Source organism: Streptomyces sp. CB02414, from assembly GCF_001905385.1.
In the GTDB taxonomy this organism is placed as follows: Bacteria; Actinomycetota; Actinomycetes; order Streptomycetales; family Streptomycetaceae; genus Streptomyces.
This window is the reverse complement of sequence record NZ_LIPF01000001.1, coordinates 1,357,532-1,371,491: the sequence shown is the minus strand read 5'-3', so window position 1 is coordinate 1,371,491 and position 13,960 is coordinate 1,357,532. Positions and strand designations below refer to the sequence as shown.

Here is a 13,960-nt window from a genome sequence, read left to right as displayed (position 1 = left end):
GTTGGTTCTGAAACCACGAACAACCCCGTCCATGGTCACGGACGGTGCGGTTGTCAGTTTCATAGTGTTTCGGTGGTCATAGCGTAGGGGAAACGCCCGGTTACATTCCGAACCCGGAAGCTAAGCCTTACAGCGCCGATGGTACTGCAGGGGGGACCCTGTGGGAGAGTAGGACGCCGCCGAACAATTATTGCGAGGAAACCCCGCACCGGGAACGGTGCGGGGTTTTCTGCGTTTGAGGGAAAGCACCGCTGGGGTGGCGGGGCGGGAGAGCCCCGCCGTTTCGCCGTTTACAGGCGTCCTGCCGCCTTGAGCTCCAGATAGGCGTCGGCCAGGGCCGGGGCCAGTTCGTCAGGGACCGCGTCGACGACCGAGACTCCGTGCCGGCGGAGCCGCTCCGCGGTGCGGTGCCGCTCTGCCTGAGCCTGCGCTGCCGCCGCCGCTTCGTAGACGGCGTCCGTGTTCCCACGGGCCCCGGCCATCCGGGAGATGTACGGATCGGCCACCGACGCCACAAGGACGGTATGGCGCTGGGTGAGTTGCGGCAGGACAGGGAGCAGGCCCTCTTCGATCGGGGCCGCGTCGAGTGTGGTCAGGAGGACGATCAGGGAGCGGCGGGGGGCGGACCGCAGTGCGGTGGTGGTGAGGCCGCGTGCGTCGGTCTCCACGAGCTCCGGCTCCAGGGTCGCCATCGTGTTGACCAGGGAAGGGAGTACGTCGCCCGCCGTGCGGCCCTGGACGATCGCCCGTACACGACGGTCGTAAGCGAGGAGGTCGACGCGGTCGCCGGCGCGGGAGGCCAGGGCGGCCAGGAGCAGAGCGGCGTCCATGGACGCGTCGAGGCGCGGGGCATCGCCGACGCGGCCGGCGGAAGTGCGGCCGGTGTCGAGGACGAGCAGGATGTGCCGGTCCCGTTCGGGGCGCCAGGTGCGTACGGCGACGGCGGACTGGCGGGCCGTGGCGCGCCAGTCGATGGAACGGGTGTCGTCTCCAGGGACGTACTCCCGCAGGCTGTCGAACTCCGTCCCCTCACCACGAGTGAGCACGCTGGTGCGGCCGTCGAGTTCCCGGAGACGGGAGAGCTTCGAGGGGAGGTGCTTGCGGCTGGTGAAGGGAGGAAGGACCCGCACCGTCCACGGGACCCGGTGAGTGCCCTGGCGGGTGAAGAGGCCCAGAGGACCGGAGGAGCGGATGGTGACCCGGTCGGCCTGACGGTCGCCCCGGCGGGTCGGGCGCAGGCGGGTGGTGACGCGGCGGCGTTCACCGGCGGGCACCGTCACGTGGTGGCGGGAGGCCGCCGTCTCCGTGCCCCGCTGCCAGCTGCTGGGCGGCCAGGCATCTCGCAGGTGGGCGCGGAGCGGGCGGCTGGACGGGTTGGTGACCGTCAGGGTGATGTCGGCGGTGTCGCCCAGGCGCGTCGAGGTGTCGCCGGAACGGGTCAGGCGCAAGCGTCGTACGGGGGCGGCCAGGGCGAAGTCGCAGGCGCAGGCGACGGCGAGCGGACCGTTGACGGCGAGGATGCCGGTCCAGCTCGGATCCAAGATGCCGACGGGGAGTGAGCCCAGGGCCGCGAGGAGCGCGGCGCGTCCGGTGAGTGCCATCAGCGGGGGACGGGGACGTGGGCGAGGATCGCGTTGATCACGGAGTCCGTGGTCACGCCTTCCATCTCGGCCTCGGGGCGGAGCTGGACGCGGTGACGGAGCGTGGGGAGGGCCAGGGCCTTCACGTCGTCCGGGGTGACGTAGTCGCGGCCCGTGAGCCATGCCCACGCGCGGGCCGTCGAGAGCAGTGCCGTGGCTCCGCGCGGGGAGACGCCGAGGGTGAGGGACGGCGACTCGCGGGTGGCGCGGCAGACGTCGACGACATAGGCCGTGATCTCCGGGGAGACGGACGTCTTGGCGACCTCCGCGCGGGCTGCTTCCAGGTCGGCGGCGTTCGCGACGGGGCGTACGCCGGCGGCGCGCAGGTCGCGCGGGTTGAAGCCGGAGGCGTGGCGGGTGAGGACGTCGATCTCGTCCTGGCGGGAGGGGAGGGGGACGGTGAGCTTGAGGAGGAAGCGGTCCAGCTGGGCTTCCGGGAGGGGGTAGGTGCCCTCGTACTCGACCGGGTTCTGGGTCGCCGCGACCAGGAAGGGCTCCGGGAGGAGGCGGGGGGTGCCGTCGACGGTGACTTGGCGTTCCTCCATTGCTTCGAGGAGAGACGACTGGGTCTTGGGGGGCGTGCGGTTGATCTCGTCGGCGAGGAGGAGGTTGGTGAAGACCGGGCCGGGCTGGAAGGAGAACTCGGCGGTGCGGGCGTCGTAGACCAGGGAGCCGGTCACGTCGCTCGGCATGAGGTCCGGGGTGAACTGGACGCGTTTGGTGTCGAGTTCCGTAGCGGCGGCCAGGGCGCGGACGAGGAGGGTCTTGGCGACGCCGGGGACGCCTTCGAGGAGGACGTGGCCGCGGCACAGGAGTGCCACGACGAGGCCGGTGACGGCGGCGTCCTGGCCGACCACGGCCTTGGCGATCTCGGCGCGCAGGGCCTCCAGGGCGGCACGGGCGTTGCCCGCGTCCCCGGTCTGCCCGGCGTTGTCAGTGGTCGGGTCCATCATGGACGGCGTACCTCTCTTTCGAGGGCGTCGAGTTGGTCGGCGAGGGCGATGAGGGCCGCGTCGTCGCCGGGCGGCGGGCCGAAGAGGAGGGTGTGCAGGGTCTGTCCGTCACCGTGTTCGCCGCGGAGGTGGGCGGACAGGGCAGGGAGCAGAGCCTCGGGCGTGTGTGCCTGGGCGACGGGGGTGCCTACGAGGGGGGCGAGGCGGGTGCGGGTGGCGGAGCGAAGAGCGGTGGCCGCGCGGTCGCGGGCGTTGGCCTTGCGGTAGAGGCGGGCGCGGCCTTCGGCGGTTTCGGAGGCGCGGATCGCCACAGGGAGTTTCTCGGGCACCAGGGGGCCGAGCCGGCGTGCCCGCCACAGGGCCGCGATGGCCGCGGCGATGAAGAGTTGCAGGGTGCCCCAGAGCCAGCCGGAGGGGAGCAGGTCGAAGAAGCTGCGTTCGTCGTCCGGTGCTGTGGTGTCGGAGACCGAGGGGAGGTACCAGACCAGATGGTCGCGGGAGCCGAGGAGTTGCAGGGCGAGCGAGGCGTTGCCGTGCTCGTCGAGGTGGTTGTTGTAGAGGATGTCGGGGGCGCCGAGGACGATGGTGTCGCCGGGGGTGCCTTCCCGGGCCGGCTCACCGGCTGCGTCGGGGATGCGGAGCAGGGTGGCGAGGCGTCGGCTGGGGTAGCAGGCGTCGGCCTCGATGTGGCTGCTGCTGTAGCGGAGGCCGCCCGTGTCGGCGGTGCCCGCGCGCCGGGCGGCGGGCAGGTCGCAGGCGGGGGCCAGCGTCGAGTCGAAGCTGAGCGCGGGGTCGGCGGTGACGCCGGGGGCGAGGCGTTCGACGGCGGGGCCGCCGGGGGCCACGAGGAGGGTGCGGCCGCCGGACCCTGCGGTGGCGGAGTGCAGCTGTGTCTGCTGGCGTTCGGTCAGGAGGTCGGGGACGGCGACCAGGAGAGTGGTGTCGGGGCCGGCGGCGGCGCGGGCGTCGTCCAGGGTGGTGACCACGCGGGTGGACACGCCCCGGTCGGCGAGGAGCTCGGCGACGGCCCGGCTGCCGTAGGGGTCGGCGGAGCGCGGGTCGAGTTGGCCGTGCCGGGCGTCGGAGCGGACGACGGCGATCGCGACGGCGCCGGCGAGCAGGACGACGAGCGCGAGGGCGATGCCCCGGGCGCGGGTCCATACCTGGCGGGCGCTGGGCGAGGCCGAGGTGGTGGGGAGCGTGGCCTCGGTGGTCATTCGGCGGCTCCCGGGCGGGTGTCGCGCTCCGCGGCGTCGGCCGTGCCGCCGGCCGTGCTGGTCGCCAGTTGCGGCTTGCTGCGTTCCAGGTCGCGGTCGAGTTCGGTGAGCCTGCGGTACGACTGCTCGGTGCCGGGGCGTCCGCCGTACGTGACGTCGTCGAAGTCCCGGGCGGCGGCGTGCAGCCGCTCGCCGTGGCCGGGCAGGGCGCGGCCCGCCTCGCGGGCGGCCTCGTCGGCGGTGCGGCCGGGGCGGGCGTCGAGGAGGGCGCGTTCCTCCAGGGCGCGGACGACGGCCCGCATGCGTTCCTGGACGGCCTGGTTCCAGTGGCCCTGGGCGGCGTGCGCGTCGGCTGCGGCCCGGTGGTCGGCGGCGCTGCGGGGGCGGTCGTCGAACAGGGCGGGGGCGGAGACCGGCCGGCGACGGGGGGTGCCCAGGCGCCACCAGAGGGCGCCGAGCACGGCCAGGACGGCCACGATGACGACGACGAGGCCGAGCGCCCCTCCGGGGGTGGCGGAGGACGCGCTGCTGAACAGCTCGTCGATCCAGTCCCAGAAGGCGTTCAGGGCCCGCTGGAACCAGCTGGGGTCGTTCTCGTGGTACATCCGCTTGGACAGCTCCCGCCGTGCCGCCTCCCGCGCGGGGTCGCGCGGGATGGTCACCGGCGGTTCGTCGCCGGCGTGCGGCAGCGACAGCACGGGGCGGTCGCCGGCGTGCGACACCGTCCGTGCGGCGGTGCGTGACAGCACCTCCGTGAGAACTCCCCCCGCCCGGCTCACCGCATCAGCTCCCCGGGTTGGCGCCGGGAGCGCCGGGTCCCTGTGTCCCGGCGGCGCGGGCCAGGTCGAGGTCGAGGGCCTCGCGGCGGATGCGCTGGTCGATGTAGAGCAGCACGGTGACGCCCGCCGTGATCGGGAAGGTGATCATCGAGCCGATCACGGAGCCGATCCCGCTGACGATGAGGAAGGTCCAGCCGAGGCTCCCGGTGCCTTCGATGAAGCCGCCGACGCCGTCACCGCTGAGGGCCGCGGCCAGGAAGGCGAACGGGATCACGATGATCGACGCGACGACGTTCGCGATGATCGTCGCGAGCAGCTGGATGCCGAAGACCCGCCACCAGGAGCCGCGTACCAGCTTCGTGGAACGGCTCATGGCCTTCTTGATGCCCTGCTTCTCCAGCATCAGCGCCGGGGACGCCAGCGAGAAGCGGACCATGAGCCACACCGCGACGACGCCGCTCGCGAGGAAGCCCAGGATGGTCAGGGCCAGGCCGGCCCCGCCGGCGCCCGTGGCCGCGACCACGAGGCCCGGGGCCATACCGGCCGTGACGATGCCGGCGACGATCAGCAGGAGCAGGACGATCAGGCCGAACAGTCTCAGTACCTGCGGGCGGGCGTCCCGCCAGGCCTCGCCTATGGTCACCTTCCGGCCGAGCACGGCGCGGCTGGTGACGGTCGTCAGCAGGGCGGTGGCCAGGACGGTGCCGATCAGGGAGATCAGGAAGATGACACCCGAGTTGATCGTGGTGTCGGCCATGGCGTCGCCGAGTTCGCTCAGCGTGGCGTCGGGGTCGTTGAGGGCCTCCGAGCCGACGTCGTCCAGGACGAGGCCCTGGAGCAGCACGACGATGATCTCCGTGAACACCGCGACGGTCAGCGAGATGCCGAGGACCGTGCGCCAGTAGGTGCGCATGGTGGAGACGGCGCCGTCGAGGATCTCGCCGACGCCCAGCGGACGGAGCGGGATCACACCGGGCTTGGCCGCGGGCGGGGGACCGCCCCATCCGCCTCCCCAGCCGCCGCCGTAGCCGCCGGGAGGGCCGTAACCTCCGTAGCCGCCGCCGTGACCCCCGGGGCCGCCAGGAGGCGGGGTGCCCCAGCCCGCGTTGGGCGGGGGAGGGGGCGGGGCCTGTCCGGGGCCGGATGGGGCGGACCACTGGCCCGGGGGCGGCTGCTCCTTGGACCACTTCCTGCCGGGGTCCACCGGCTCCGCGCCCGGTGGGTCCGCGGGCTGCGCGGGCCGGTCGGCGGGCTCGGCGGGGCCGGACGCGCCGGGCTCCCGCCCGTCGGACGGGGCGGATCCGGGCGAGGCCCAGCCCGGAGTGTCGTTCATCGTCGCTCCTTCACGGTGCCCGTCCGCGGTCGCGGCGGCAGGTTGGCAGCCATCGTGCCATGGGGTGCTCCGGTGCGGACCGGGCGCGGTACGGGGTGCGCACCTTCAATTGTCCGCCGGGCAGGGGGCAGACTGACCGCATGGCTGATCAGGACGCGCGAAGCGGCGAGGACAAGCGGCCGACGGGGATTCCGGCACTGCGCTGGGAGGAACCTCCCGAGGGCCCGGTGCTGGTCCTGCTGGACCAGACCAGGCTGCCGGCCGAGGAGGTGGAGCTGGTCTGCACGGACGCGCCCGCGCTCGTGGAGGCGATCCGTTCGCTCGCCGTGCGCGGGGCTCCGCTGCTCGGCGTCGCGGGCGCCTACGGTGTCGCGCTCGCCGCCGTCCGGGGCTTCGACGTGGCGGAGGCCGCGGACGCGCTCGCGGGGGCCCGCCCCACGGCGGTGAACCTCGCCGTCGGCGTACGCCGGGCCCGGGCCGCCCATCAGGAGGCGCTCGCCAGGACCGGTGACGCCGGTCAGGCCGCCACGGCGGCGCTGGCCGCCGCGCGGGCGCTGCACCAGGAGGACGCCGAGGCCAGCGCACGGATGGCCGCGCACGGGCTGGCGCTGCTGGACGAGCTGCTGCCCGCGGGCGGGCACCGGGTCCTCACGCACTGCAACACCGGTTCGCTGGTGTCGGGAGGTGAGGGCACGGCCTTCGCGGTGGCGCTCGCCGCGCACCGGGCAGGGCGGCTCAGGCGCCTGTGGGTGGACGAAACGCGTCCGTTGCTGCAAGGTGCTCGCCTGACGGCTTACGAGGCGGCGCGCAACGACATGCCGTACACCTTGCTCACCGACAACGCGGCCGGTTCGCTGTTCGCGGCGGGTGAGGTGGACGCGGTGCTGATCGGTGCGGACCGCATCGCGGCCGACGGTTCGGTCGCGAACAAGGTGGGCAGCTATCCGCTCGCCGTGCTCGCGCGGTACCACCATGTGCCGTTCATCGTGGTGGCTCCGGTCACGACGGTGGACCCGGACACGCCGGACGGGGCGTCCGTCGAGGTGGAACAGCGCCCCGGATATGAAGTGACCGAGGTCACAGCACCGCAGGTGCCGGTGACGGGAGCGGGAGGCGGGATTCCGGTGGCACCCCTGGGGACCCAGGCGTACAACCCGGCGTTCGACGTGACCCCGCCCGAGCTGGTGACGGCGATCGTCACCGAGGAGGGCGCGGTCTCGCCCGTGACCGCCGAGGCCCTCGCCGAGCTGTGTGCCAGGTCACGCCAGGTCACGATTAGCTAATGGGATGATGGCGTTTATGAAGGGACGAGTCCTTGTCGTCGACGACGACACCGCACTGGCCGAGATGCTCGGCATTGTGCTGCGTGGTGAGGGTTTTGAGCCATCGTTCGTAGCCGACGGCGACAAGGCGCTGGCCGCCTTCCGGGAGACCAAGCCCGATCTGGTGCTGCTCGACCTGATGCTGCCCGGCCGGGACGGCATCGAGGTGTGCCGCCTGATCAGGGCGGAGTCGGGTGTGCCGATCGTGATGCTGACGGCGAAGAGTGACACCGTCGACGTCGTGGTGGGCCTGGAGTCGGGCGCCGACGACTACATCGTGAAGCCGTTCAAGCCGAAGGAGCTGGTCGCCCGTATCCGGGCGCGCCTGCGGAGGTCGGAGGAGCCGGCGCCGGAGCAGCTCGCGATAGGCGACCTGGTCATCGACGTGGCCGGTCACTCCGTGAAGCGGGACGGGCAGTCGATCGCGCTGACGCCGCTGGAGTTCGACCTGCTGGTGGCGCTGGCCCGCAAGCCGTGGCAGGTGTTCACGCGGGAGGTGCTCCTCGAGCAGGTGTGGGGCTACCGGCACGCGGCCGACACCCGGCTGGTCAACGTGCATGTGCAGCGGCTGCGCTCCAAGGTCGAGAAGGACCCGGAGAAGCCGGAGATCGTGGTGACCGTCCGTGGCGTCGGTTACAAGGCCGGGCCGAGCTGACATGAGCAGGGACAGTGCCGCTTCGGCGCCCGGCCGGTCCGGGGCCCGCGCCGGACGGCCTGTCGGCCCACCGCCCGCAGGTTCCCGCTGGAACCGGCTGCTGGAGGGCGGGCTGCTGAACGGCGGGGTGCAGGGCAGCCCGGTACTCCGGCTGTTCATGCGTTGGGTGCGCCGGCCGCTGCTGCCCGTCATGCGGCTGTGGCGGCGCAACATCCAGCTCAAGGTCGTCGTCACCACACTGCTGATGTCGCTGGGCGTGGTGCTGCTGCTCGGTTTCGTCGTGATCGGACAGGTCCGCAACGGCCTGCTGGACGCCAAGGTGAAGGCGTCCCAGAGCCAGGCCACCGGCGGGTTCGCGGTGGCCAAGCAGCGGGCCGAGGAGGATGCGGGCGTCACCGGCGACGACGGCGCGTCCGTCGGGGACGGCCGTCCCTCGCAGAACGTCATCCAGTGGATGAGCGAGCTGGTGAAGTCGCTCTCCAGCGGCGGCCAGGGCGCCTTCGACGTGGTCACCCTGCCCATGGGCGGCGAAGGCGGCAGCGGACGCGGTCCGCGCGCCTCCGGGGTGGTCAACTGGTCGGTCAGCGTGCCGGAGGAACTCCGGGAGCGGATCGACAGCAGCACGGCGGCGGCACAGAGCTACACCCGTATCGTCTACGACTCCGACCAGCCCTCCCAGCCCGGCCTGGTCATCGGCAAGCAGGTCAACGACCCGAACGGTGAGCCGTACCAGCTGTACTACCTGTTCCCGTTCACGCAGGAGGAGAAGTCCCTCAGCCTGGTCAGGGGCACCCTGGCGACGGCCGGGCTCTTCGTGGTGGTCCTGCTCGGGGCGATCGCCTGGCTCGTGGTGCGCCAGGTCGTCACGCCCGTGCGGATGGCGGCCGGTGTCGCCGAGCGGCTGTCCGCCGGGCGGCTGCAGGAACGGATGAAGGTCACCGGCGAGGACGACATCGCGCGGCTCGGCGAGGCCTTCAACAAGATGGCGCAGAACCTGCAGCTGAAGATCAGCCAGCTCGAGGACCTGTCGCGGATGCAGCGGCGGTTCGTCTCCGACGTGTCGCACGAACTGCGCACGCCGCTGACGACCGTGCGGATGGCGGCCGACGTCATCCATGACGCGCGCGTGGACTTCGATCCGGTGACCGCGCGGTCGGCGGAACTCCTCGCCGACCAGCTGGACCGGTTCGAGACGCTGCTCGCGGACCTGCTGGAGATCAGCCGCTTCGACGCGGGCGCGGCGGCGCTGGAGGCCGACGCGACAGACCTCCGCGAGGTCGTACGGCGGGTCGTCACCGGGGCCGAGCCGCTCGCGGAGCGCAAGGGCACGCGGATACGCGTGGTCGGCGACCAGCAGCCCGTCGTCGCCGAGGCGGACGCCCGGCGTGTGGAGCGCGTCCTGCGCAACCTCGTCGTCAACGCCGTCGAGCACGGCGAGGGCAACGACGTGGTCGTCAAGCTCGCCGCGGCCGGCGGCGCCGTCGCCGTGGCGGTGCGCGACTACGGCGTCGGACTCAAGCCGGGAGAGGCCACCCGGGTCTTCAGCCGCTTCTGGCGGGCCGACCCGGCACGCGCGCGTACCACCGGCGGCACGGGTCTCGGCCTGTCGATCGCCCTGGAGGACGCGCGGCTGCACGGCGGCTGGCTGCAGGCCTGGGGCGAGCCGGGCGGCGGCTCGCAGTTCCGGCTGACGCTGCCCAGGACCGCCGACGAGCCGCTGCGGGGCTCGCCGATACCGCTGGAGCCGACGGACTCGCGGCGCAACCGCGGGCTGGAGGGCGCCGGGCTGGGTGACGCCGCCGCGCCGCGGGACACGGAGAAGGCGGCCACCGTACCGGCGCAGACGTCGGCCGGTCAGGCGGCCTCGGTGTCCGCGCGGGGACCGATTCCGCCGCGGTCGGTGACGGCGGCACCCACCGCCGACCCGACGGCGCTGCCCGGCAACGGCGCGCGCGTGGTGCCGCGGCCCCAGTCGGGCGCCCGGAGACAGGACGACGGGTCCGCGCCGGAGGCGGCGAGCCGCCAGGACGCCGGGCCGGAGGAATCGAGCAGGCAAGGGGAGGCAACTCGTGGGCGCTGACCGCGAGGGGAGCGGCCGGCGGCCGGCGCGCGCGGTGACGTACGCGGTCTGTGGCGTCGTACTGCTGGCCGGTTGCGCGTCCATGCCCGACAGCGGGGACGTGCGCGGGGTGGACTCCACGCCGCGGCAGGACCCGCAGGTGCGGGTGTTCGCGATGCCGCCGCGTGAGGACGCCCCGCCCACGGAGATCGTCCAGGGCTTCCTGGAGGCGCTGACCAGCAACGATCCGCAGTACGAGACGGCGCGCAAGTACCTGACGGGTGAGGCGGCCAGGACGTGGCGGCCGCAGCGGTCGACGACGGTGCTGGCGGGCGGGCCGGGAACGGAGACCGACCACTCGGGGAACCGGGAGGAGGCCAACGACTACTCGGTCACCCTGACCGGTACCCGGGTCGCCACGGTGGACGCGCAGCAGTCGTACACGCCGGCGGAGGGGGAGTACCGGGAGTCGGTCCACCTCACCCGGGCCGGCAAGAACCGGCAGTGGCGCATCGATGTGCTGCCGCAGGGCGTCATCATGGGCAAGTCGGACTTCCAGCGCACCTACATGTCCGTCAACAAGTACTTCTTCGCCTCGAACACCTCTCCCACCACGCGGGCCGGCACCAGCCGGCAGCCGGCGGCCGTCGCCGATCCCGTGTACGTGCGCCGGCTCGTGGACCCGATGACCCAGGTGGTGGAGTCCCTGTTCAGCGGGCCGACGCGGACGCTGGGGCCCGTTGTCCGGTCGAGCTTCCCCACGGGTACGGCGCTTGCGAAGACCACCGACCCGCTGACGCCCGACGACCACAACAAGCTGACGGTGCCGCTGAACGACAAGGCGGCCGGCGTCGGCAGGGACAAGTGCGACGAGATGGCGGCGCAGCTCCTGTTCACCGTGCAGAGCCTCACTCCGGTGGTGGACGAGGTCGAGCTGCGCGCGGGTGGCGAGCAGCTGTGCTCGCTCACCGAGGACCGGGCGGAGACGGTCGCGATGCGCGGCTCGGCCCACCGGCCCGACTATCTGTACTTCGTCGACGACCGGGACCGCCTGGTGCGCATCGCCGCCGGCAGCAAGGGGACGCGGGCCGAGCCCGTCCCCGGGGCACTGGGCGAGGGCGCGGTGGGCCTCCGGTCGGTCGCGGTCTCGCGCAACGAGCACAGCGCGGCCGCCGTCGGTCTCGACAACAAGTCGCTGTACGTCGGTTCCCTGGTGTCGGGCGGTTCGCTCGGTGAGCCCGTGCTCGTCAGCGAGGGCAAGGCGGAGCAGGACCGGCTGACACCGCCGAGCTGGGACGCCCAGGGCGACCTGTGGATCGCCGACCGCGACCCGGCCGACCCCCGGTTGCTGCTGCTGAAGGAGGGCGCGGGCGAGCCGCTGGAGGTGCGGACCCCCGGCCTGGACGGGCGGATCCAGGCGGTGCGGGTGGCGGCCGACGGTGTGCGGATCGCGCTGATCGTGGAGAAGGACGGCAAGCGCTCGCTGCTCATCGGGCGGATCGAACGGGACGGGAAGGCGGGAGATCAGTCCGCGGTCACCGTCCTCGAGCTGCGCTCCGCGACCCCCGAGCTGGAGGAGGTCACGGCCATGTCCTGGGCCGGTGACAGCCGGCTCGTGGTGGTCGGACGCGAGCGCGGGGGCGTCCAGCAGATCGGGTACGTCCAGGTCGACGGCTCCACACCGGAGGTCTCGGTGCCCGCCGCGCTGACCGGGGTGAAGGAGATCGCCGCGACCGAGGACGAGACGCTGCCGCTGGTGGCGTACTCGGAGGACCTGATCGTGCGGCTGCCGTCCGGGCTGCAGTGGCAGAAGGTGACGGAGGGGACGGCGCCGGTCTATCCGGGGTGACGGTCCCCGCGGGGCTCTCCCGCGTTTTCCACAGGCCTGGTGGAGATGTACGGGCCTTGGCACAGTGGTGGCCGTGCGGGAATGGTGGCGGGACCTCACGGACCTGGTGCTGCCGGCCGAGTGCGGAGGCTGCGGCAGGGCCCGGTCGGTGCTGTGCCCTCGCTGCCGTACGGCGCTGAGCGGGGCCGCGCCGGGCCGGGTGCGGCCGGTGCCGGAGCCGCCCGGGCTGCCGGTGGTGCACGCGGCCGCGCGGTACGCGGACGAGGTGCGGGCCGCTCTGCTGGCCCACAAGGAGCGGGGCGTGCTGGCGCTCTCGGCACCGCTCGGGGTGGCGCTGGCCGGGGCGGTGCGGGCGGCCGTACGCGCGCGGGGGCCGGTGCTGCTCGTGCCCGTTCCGTCGGCCCGCCGGGCGGTGCGGACGCGGGGGCACGACCCGGCGCGGCGGATCGCTCTGGCGGCCGCGAGGGAGCTGCGGCGGACCGGGACCCCGGCCCGGGTGCTGCCCGTGCTGCGGCAGCGGCACGCCGTGGCCGACCAGTCGGGCCTGGGTGCCCGGCAGCGGCTCGACAACCTGGCCGGCGCGCTGGCGGTGGTCCCCGGTGGCGGCCGGCTGCTGTGCGGCGGCGGACCTGTCGTCCTCGTCGACGACCTGATGACGACCGGGGCGTCGCTGACGGAGGCGGCGCGGGCCCTGCGCGCGGCGACGGCTGGGAAAGGGCCCTGCGTGTCTGAGTGGACGACGGGTCCGGGAACGTACTGGACGGCGAAATCGGCTGTGTATCCCGCGGCGGCAGGGGAAGGCAGAGAGGAACGGAAGGCCGGACCCCGAATGGCGGGTCCGAACGGAGGCGGTGGCGTGATCGGTGAAGTGATCTGCGCGGCGGTGGTCGCGGCTTCGCCGGATTCTTTCGAATTAAACCGGAACTGACTGAGAACTTATGTCGCTGCAGGTGATGAGAGGATCAATTCACCGGAACGGAGGTACCCCGCGGTAGAGGGTGACGACATCCGTCCGGGCGAGATATGTTCGGTTGTGAGGCAAAGCCGCAGGCCACACCTCTTGAATCCGAATGTCGTGCTGCGGGTTTTCACCGTCATCACCCGCACCGGTGGAGTGGAGATCCCGCCCACGGGGGAGGAGGTGGACGTCACCGAGTCCGAGGTTCCGGGACAGACCGGGGCCTGGTGCAAAAGGGAGATGCTCCGCCGTGGAAGCGGAGCGATCCGGGAACGGAGTTCTGCGTGGACATCGTCGTCAAGGGCCGCAAGACCGAGGTGCCCGAGCGGTTCCGGAAGCACGTGGCCGAGAAGCTGAAGCTGGAGAAGATCCAGAAGCTCGATGGCAAGGTGATCAGCCTCGACGTCGAGGTGTCCAAGGAGCCGAACCCCCGGCAGGCCGATCGTTGTGACCGAGTGGAGATCACGCTCCGCTCCCGCGGTCCGGTCATCCGGGCGGAGGCGGCGGCGAGCGACCCGTACGCGGCGCTCGACCTGGCGGCGGAGAAGCTCGGTGCCCGGCTGCGCAAGCAGCACGACAAGCGCTTCTCGCGCCGCGGCGCGCGCCGGATCTCGGCGGCCGAGGTCGCCGACCACGTTCCCGGCGCGGCGACGCTCAACGGGCAAGGCGAGGTTGTCCCCGAGGAGCAGCAGGACGCGGTACCCACCAAGAAGATCGGCTCGCTCGAGGTCCAGGGCGACGGCCCGCTCGTCGTCCGCGAGAAGACCCACGTGGCCGCGCCGATGAGCCTGGACCAGGCGCTCTACGAGATGGAGCTGGTCGGGCACGACTTCTACCTGTTCGTCGACTCCGACACGAAGGAACCCAGCGTCGTCTACCGGCGGCACGCCTACGACTACGGCGTGATCCACCTCACGACGGACACGATGGTCACCCAGGCGCACGCTCCCGAGGCGGGCGATGCGCTGGGCGGCTGACGACGCCGGATGACAGCGGAACCGGTGCCCCTGGAGCGTGTGTGCGCCCCCAGGGGCACCGGTGTGCGACGGTGCGCGAGGGTGTGCGACCCCTTCGTGGCCCGCTGGTCACCCCGGTGTCGGCCGGGCATGGAATCATGGCGGCAACGGCCCAACCGGTGGGGCGTTGCTCTGGGTTGGCGATGGCTCAGGACCACGGGCCGCAGCCTTCAGGGGGA

Annotated in this window: 11 protein-coding genes and 1 rRNA gene; 7 read left to right on the top strand and 5 right to left on the bottom strand. The window is 72.7% G+C overall.

The genetic code is table 11. The annotated features are described in order from the left end of the window. Positions 1-68 precede the first annotated feature (68 nt). A 5S ribosomal RNA gene (gene rrf / locus AMK11_RS06080) occupies positions 69-185 on the top strand. A gap of 105 nt (positions 186-290) precedes the next feature. On the opposite strand, the gene AMK11_RS06075 is transcribed toward rrf, so the two are convergent. The 5 genes from AMK11_RS06075 to AMK11_RS06055 are packed head-to-tail and all read right to left on the bottom strand — an operon-like array spanning position 291 to position 5,922. Beyond that, positions 291-1,601 carry a DUF58 domain-containing protein gene (locus AMK11_RS06075; protein WP_073723800.1) on the bottom strand — a complete coding sequence of 437 codons (1,311 nt, stop codon included), beginning with the start codon at positions 1,599-1,601 and terminating at the stop codon, positions 291-293. Next, a complete protein-coding gene (locus AMK11_RS06070) occupies positions 1,601-2,590 on the bottom strand; it encodes an AAA family ATPase (protein ID WP_079187233.1) in 990 nt (329 codons plus the stop codon). Before AMK11_RS06070 ends, AMK11_RS06075 begins: the two co-directional genes overlap by 1 nt. Continuing rightward, positions 2,590-3,810: a DUF4350 domain-containing protein gene (locus tag AMK11_RS06065; protein WP_073723796.1), complete on the bottom strand. Its 1,221-nt coding sequence runs from the start codon at positions 3,808-3,810 to the stop codon at positions 2,590-2,592. Before AMK11_RS06065 ends, AMK11_RS06070 begins: the two co-directional genes overlap by 1 nt. Further along, entirely contained in the window at positions 3,807-4,589 is a 783-nt protein-coding gene (locus AMK11_RS06060; protein ID WP_073723794.1) for a DUF4129 domain-containing protein, read from the bottom strand. Before AMK11_RS06060 ends, AMK11_RS06065 begins: the two co-directional genes overlap by 4 nt. 4 nt (positions 4,590-4,593) lie before the next feature. Then, positions 4,594-5,922: a glycerophosphoryl diester phosphodiesterase membrane domain-containing protein gene (locus AMK11_RS06055; RefSeq protein ID WP_073723792.1), complete on the bottom strand. Its 1,329-nt coding sequence runs from the start codon at positions 5,920-5,922 to the stop codon at positions 4,594-4,596. 140 nt (positions 5,923-6,062) lie between these two features. Here AMK11_RS06055 and mtnA point away from each other — a divergent pair, with 140 nt between their 5' ends. From mtnA to hpf, 6 genes are all read left to right on the top strand, one after another. Further along, positions 6,063-7,205, top strand: a complete 1,143-nt coding sequence (mtnA, locus tag AMK11_RS06050) for an S-methyl-5-thioribose-1-phosphate isomerase (protein ID WP_073723790.1) — start codon at positions 6,063-6,065, stop codon at positions 7,203-7,205. A 4-nt stretch (positions 7,206-7,209) separates the two neighbouring features. Next, entirely contained in the window at positions 7,210-7,899 is a 690-nt protein-coding gene (gene mtrA, locus AMK11_RS06045) for a two-component system response regulator MtrA (RefSeq protein ID WP_191862447.1), read from the top strand. 1 nt (position 7,900) lies between these two features. After that, a complete protein-coding gene (gene mtrB, locus AMK11_RS06040; RefSeq protein WP_073723788.1) occupies positions 7,901-9,979 on the top strand; it encodes an MtrAB system histidine kinase MtrB in 2,079 nt (692 codons plus the stop codon). Continuing rightward, on the top strand, positions 9,969-11,807 hold the full coding sequence (locus tag AMK11_RS06035; protein ID WP_073723786.1) for an LpqB family beta-propeller domain-containing protein: 1,839 nt from the start codon (positions 9,969-9,971) through the stop codon (positions 11,805-11,807). The genes mtrB and AMK11_RS06035 overlap by 11 nt, the downstream gene beginning before the upstream one ends. A 73-nt stretch (positions 11,808-11,880) precedes the next feature. After that, entirely contained in the window at positions 11,881-12,735 is an 855-nt protein-coding gene (locus tag AMK11_RS06030) for a ComF family protein (protein ID WP_073724009.1), read from the top strand. 314 nt (positions 12,736-13,049) lie between these two features. Beyond that, positions 13,050-13,742 (top strand): ribosome hibernation-promoting factor, HPF/YfiA family, encoded by a 693-nt coding sequence (hpf, locus tag AMK11_RS06020; RefSeq protein WP_073723781.1) that lies wholly within the window; start codon positions 13,050-13,052, stop codon positions 13,740-13,742. Positions 13,743-13,960 lie beyond the last annotated feature (218 nt).

What these genes read in the sequence shown, in the direction of transcription:
- AMK11_RS06075 (WP_073723800.1), bottom strand. Translation starts at nt 1,601, where the DNA reads ATGGCACTCACCGGACGCGCCGCGCTCCTCGCGGCCCTGGGCTCACTC.
- mtnA (WP_073723790.1), top strand. Translation starts at nt 6,063, where the DNA reads ATGGCTGATCAGGACGCGCGAAGCGGCGAGGACAAGCGGCCGACGGGG.
- AMK11_RS06055 (WP_073723792.1), bottom strand. Translation starts at nt 5,922, where the DNA reads ATGAACGACACTCCGGGCTGGGCCTCGCCCGGATCCGCCCCGTCCGAC.
- mtrA (WP_191862447.1), top strand. Translation starts at nt 7,210, where the DNA reads ATGATGGCGTTTATGAAGGGACGAGTCCTTGTCGTCGACGACGACACC.
- mtrB (WP_073723788.1), top strand. Translation starts at nt 7,901, where the DNA reads ATGAGCAGGGACAGTGCCGCTTCGGCGCCCGGCCGGTCCGGGGCCCGC.
- AMK11_RS06065 (WP_073723796.1), bottom strand. Translation starts at nt 3,810, where the DNA reads ATGACCACCGAGGCCACGCTCCCCACCACCTCGGCCTCGCCCAGCGCC.
- AMK11_RS06070 (WP_079187233.1), bottom strand. Translation starts at nt 2,590, where the DNA reads ATGGACCCGACCACTGACAACGCCGGGCAGACCGGGGACGCGGGCAAC.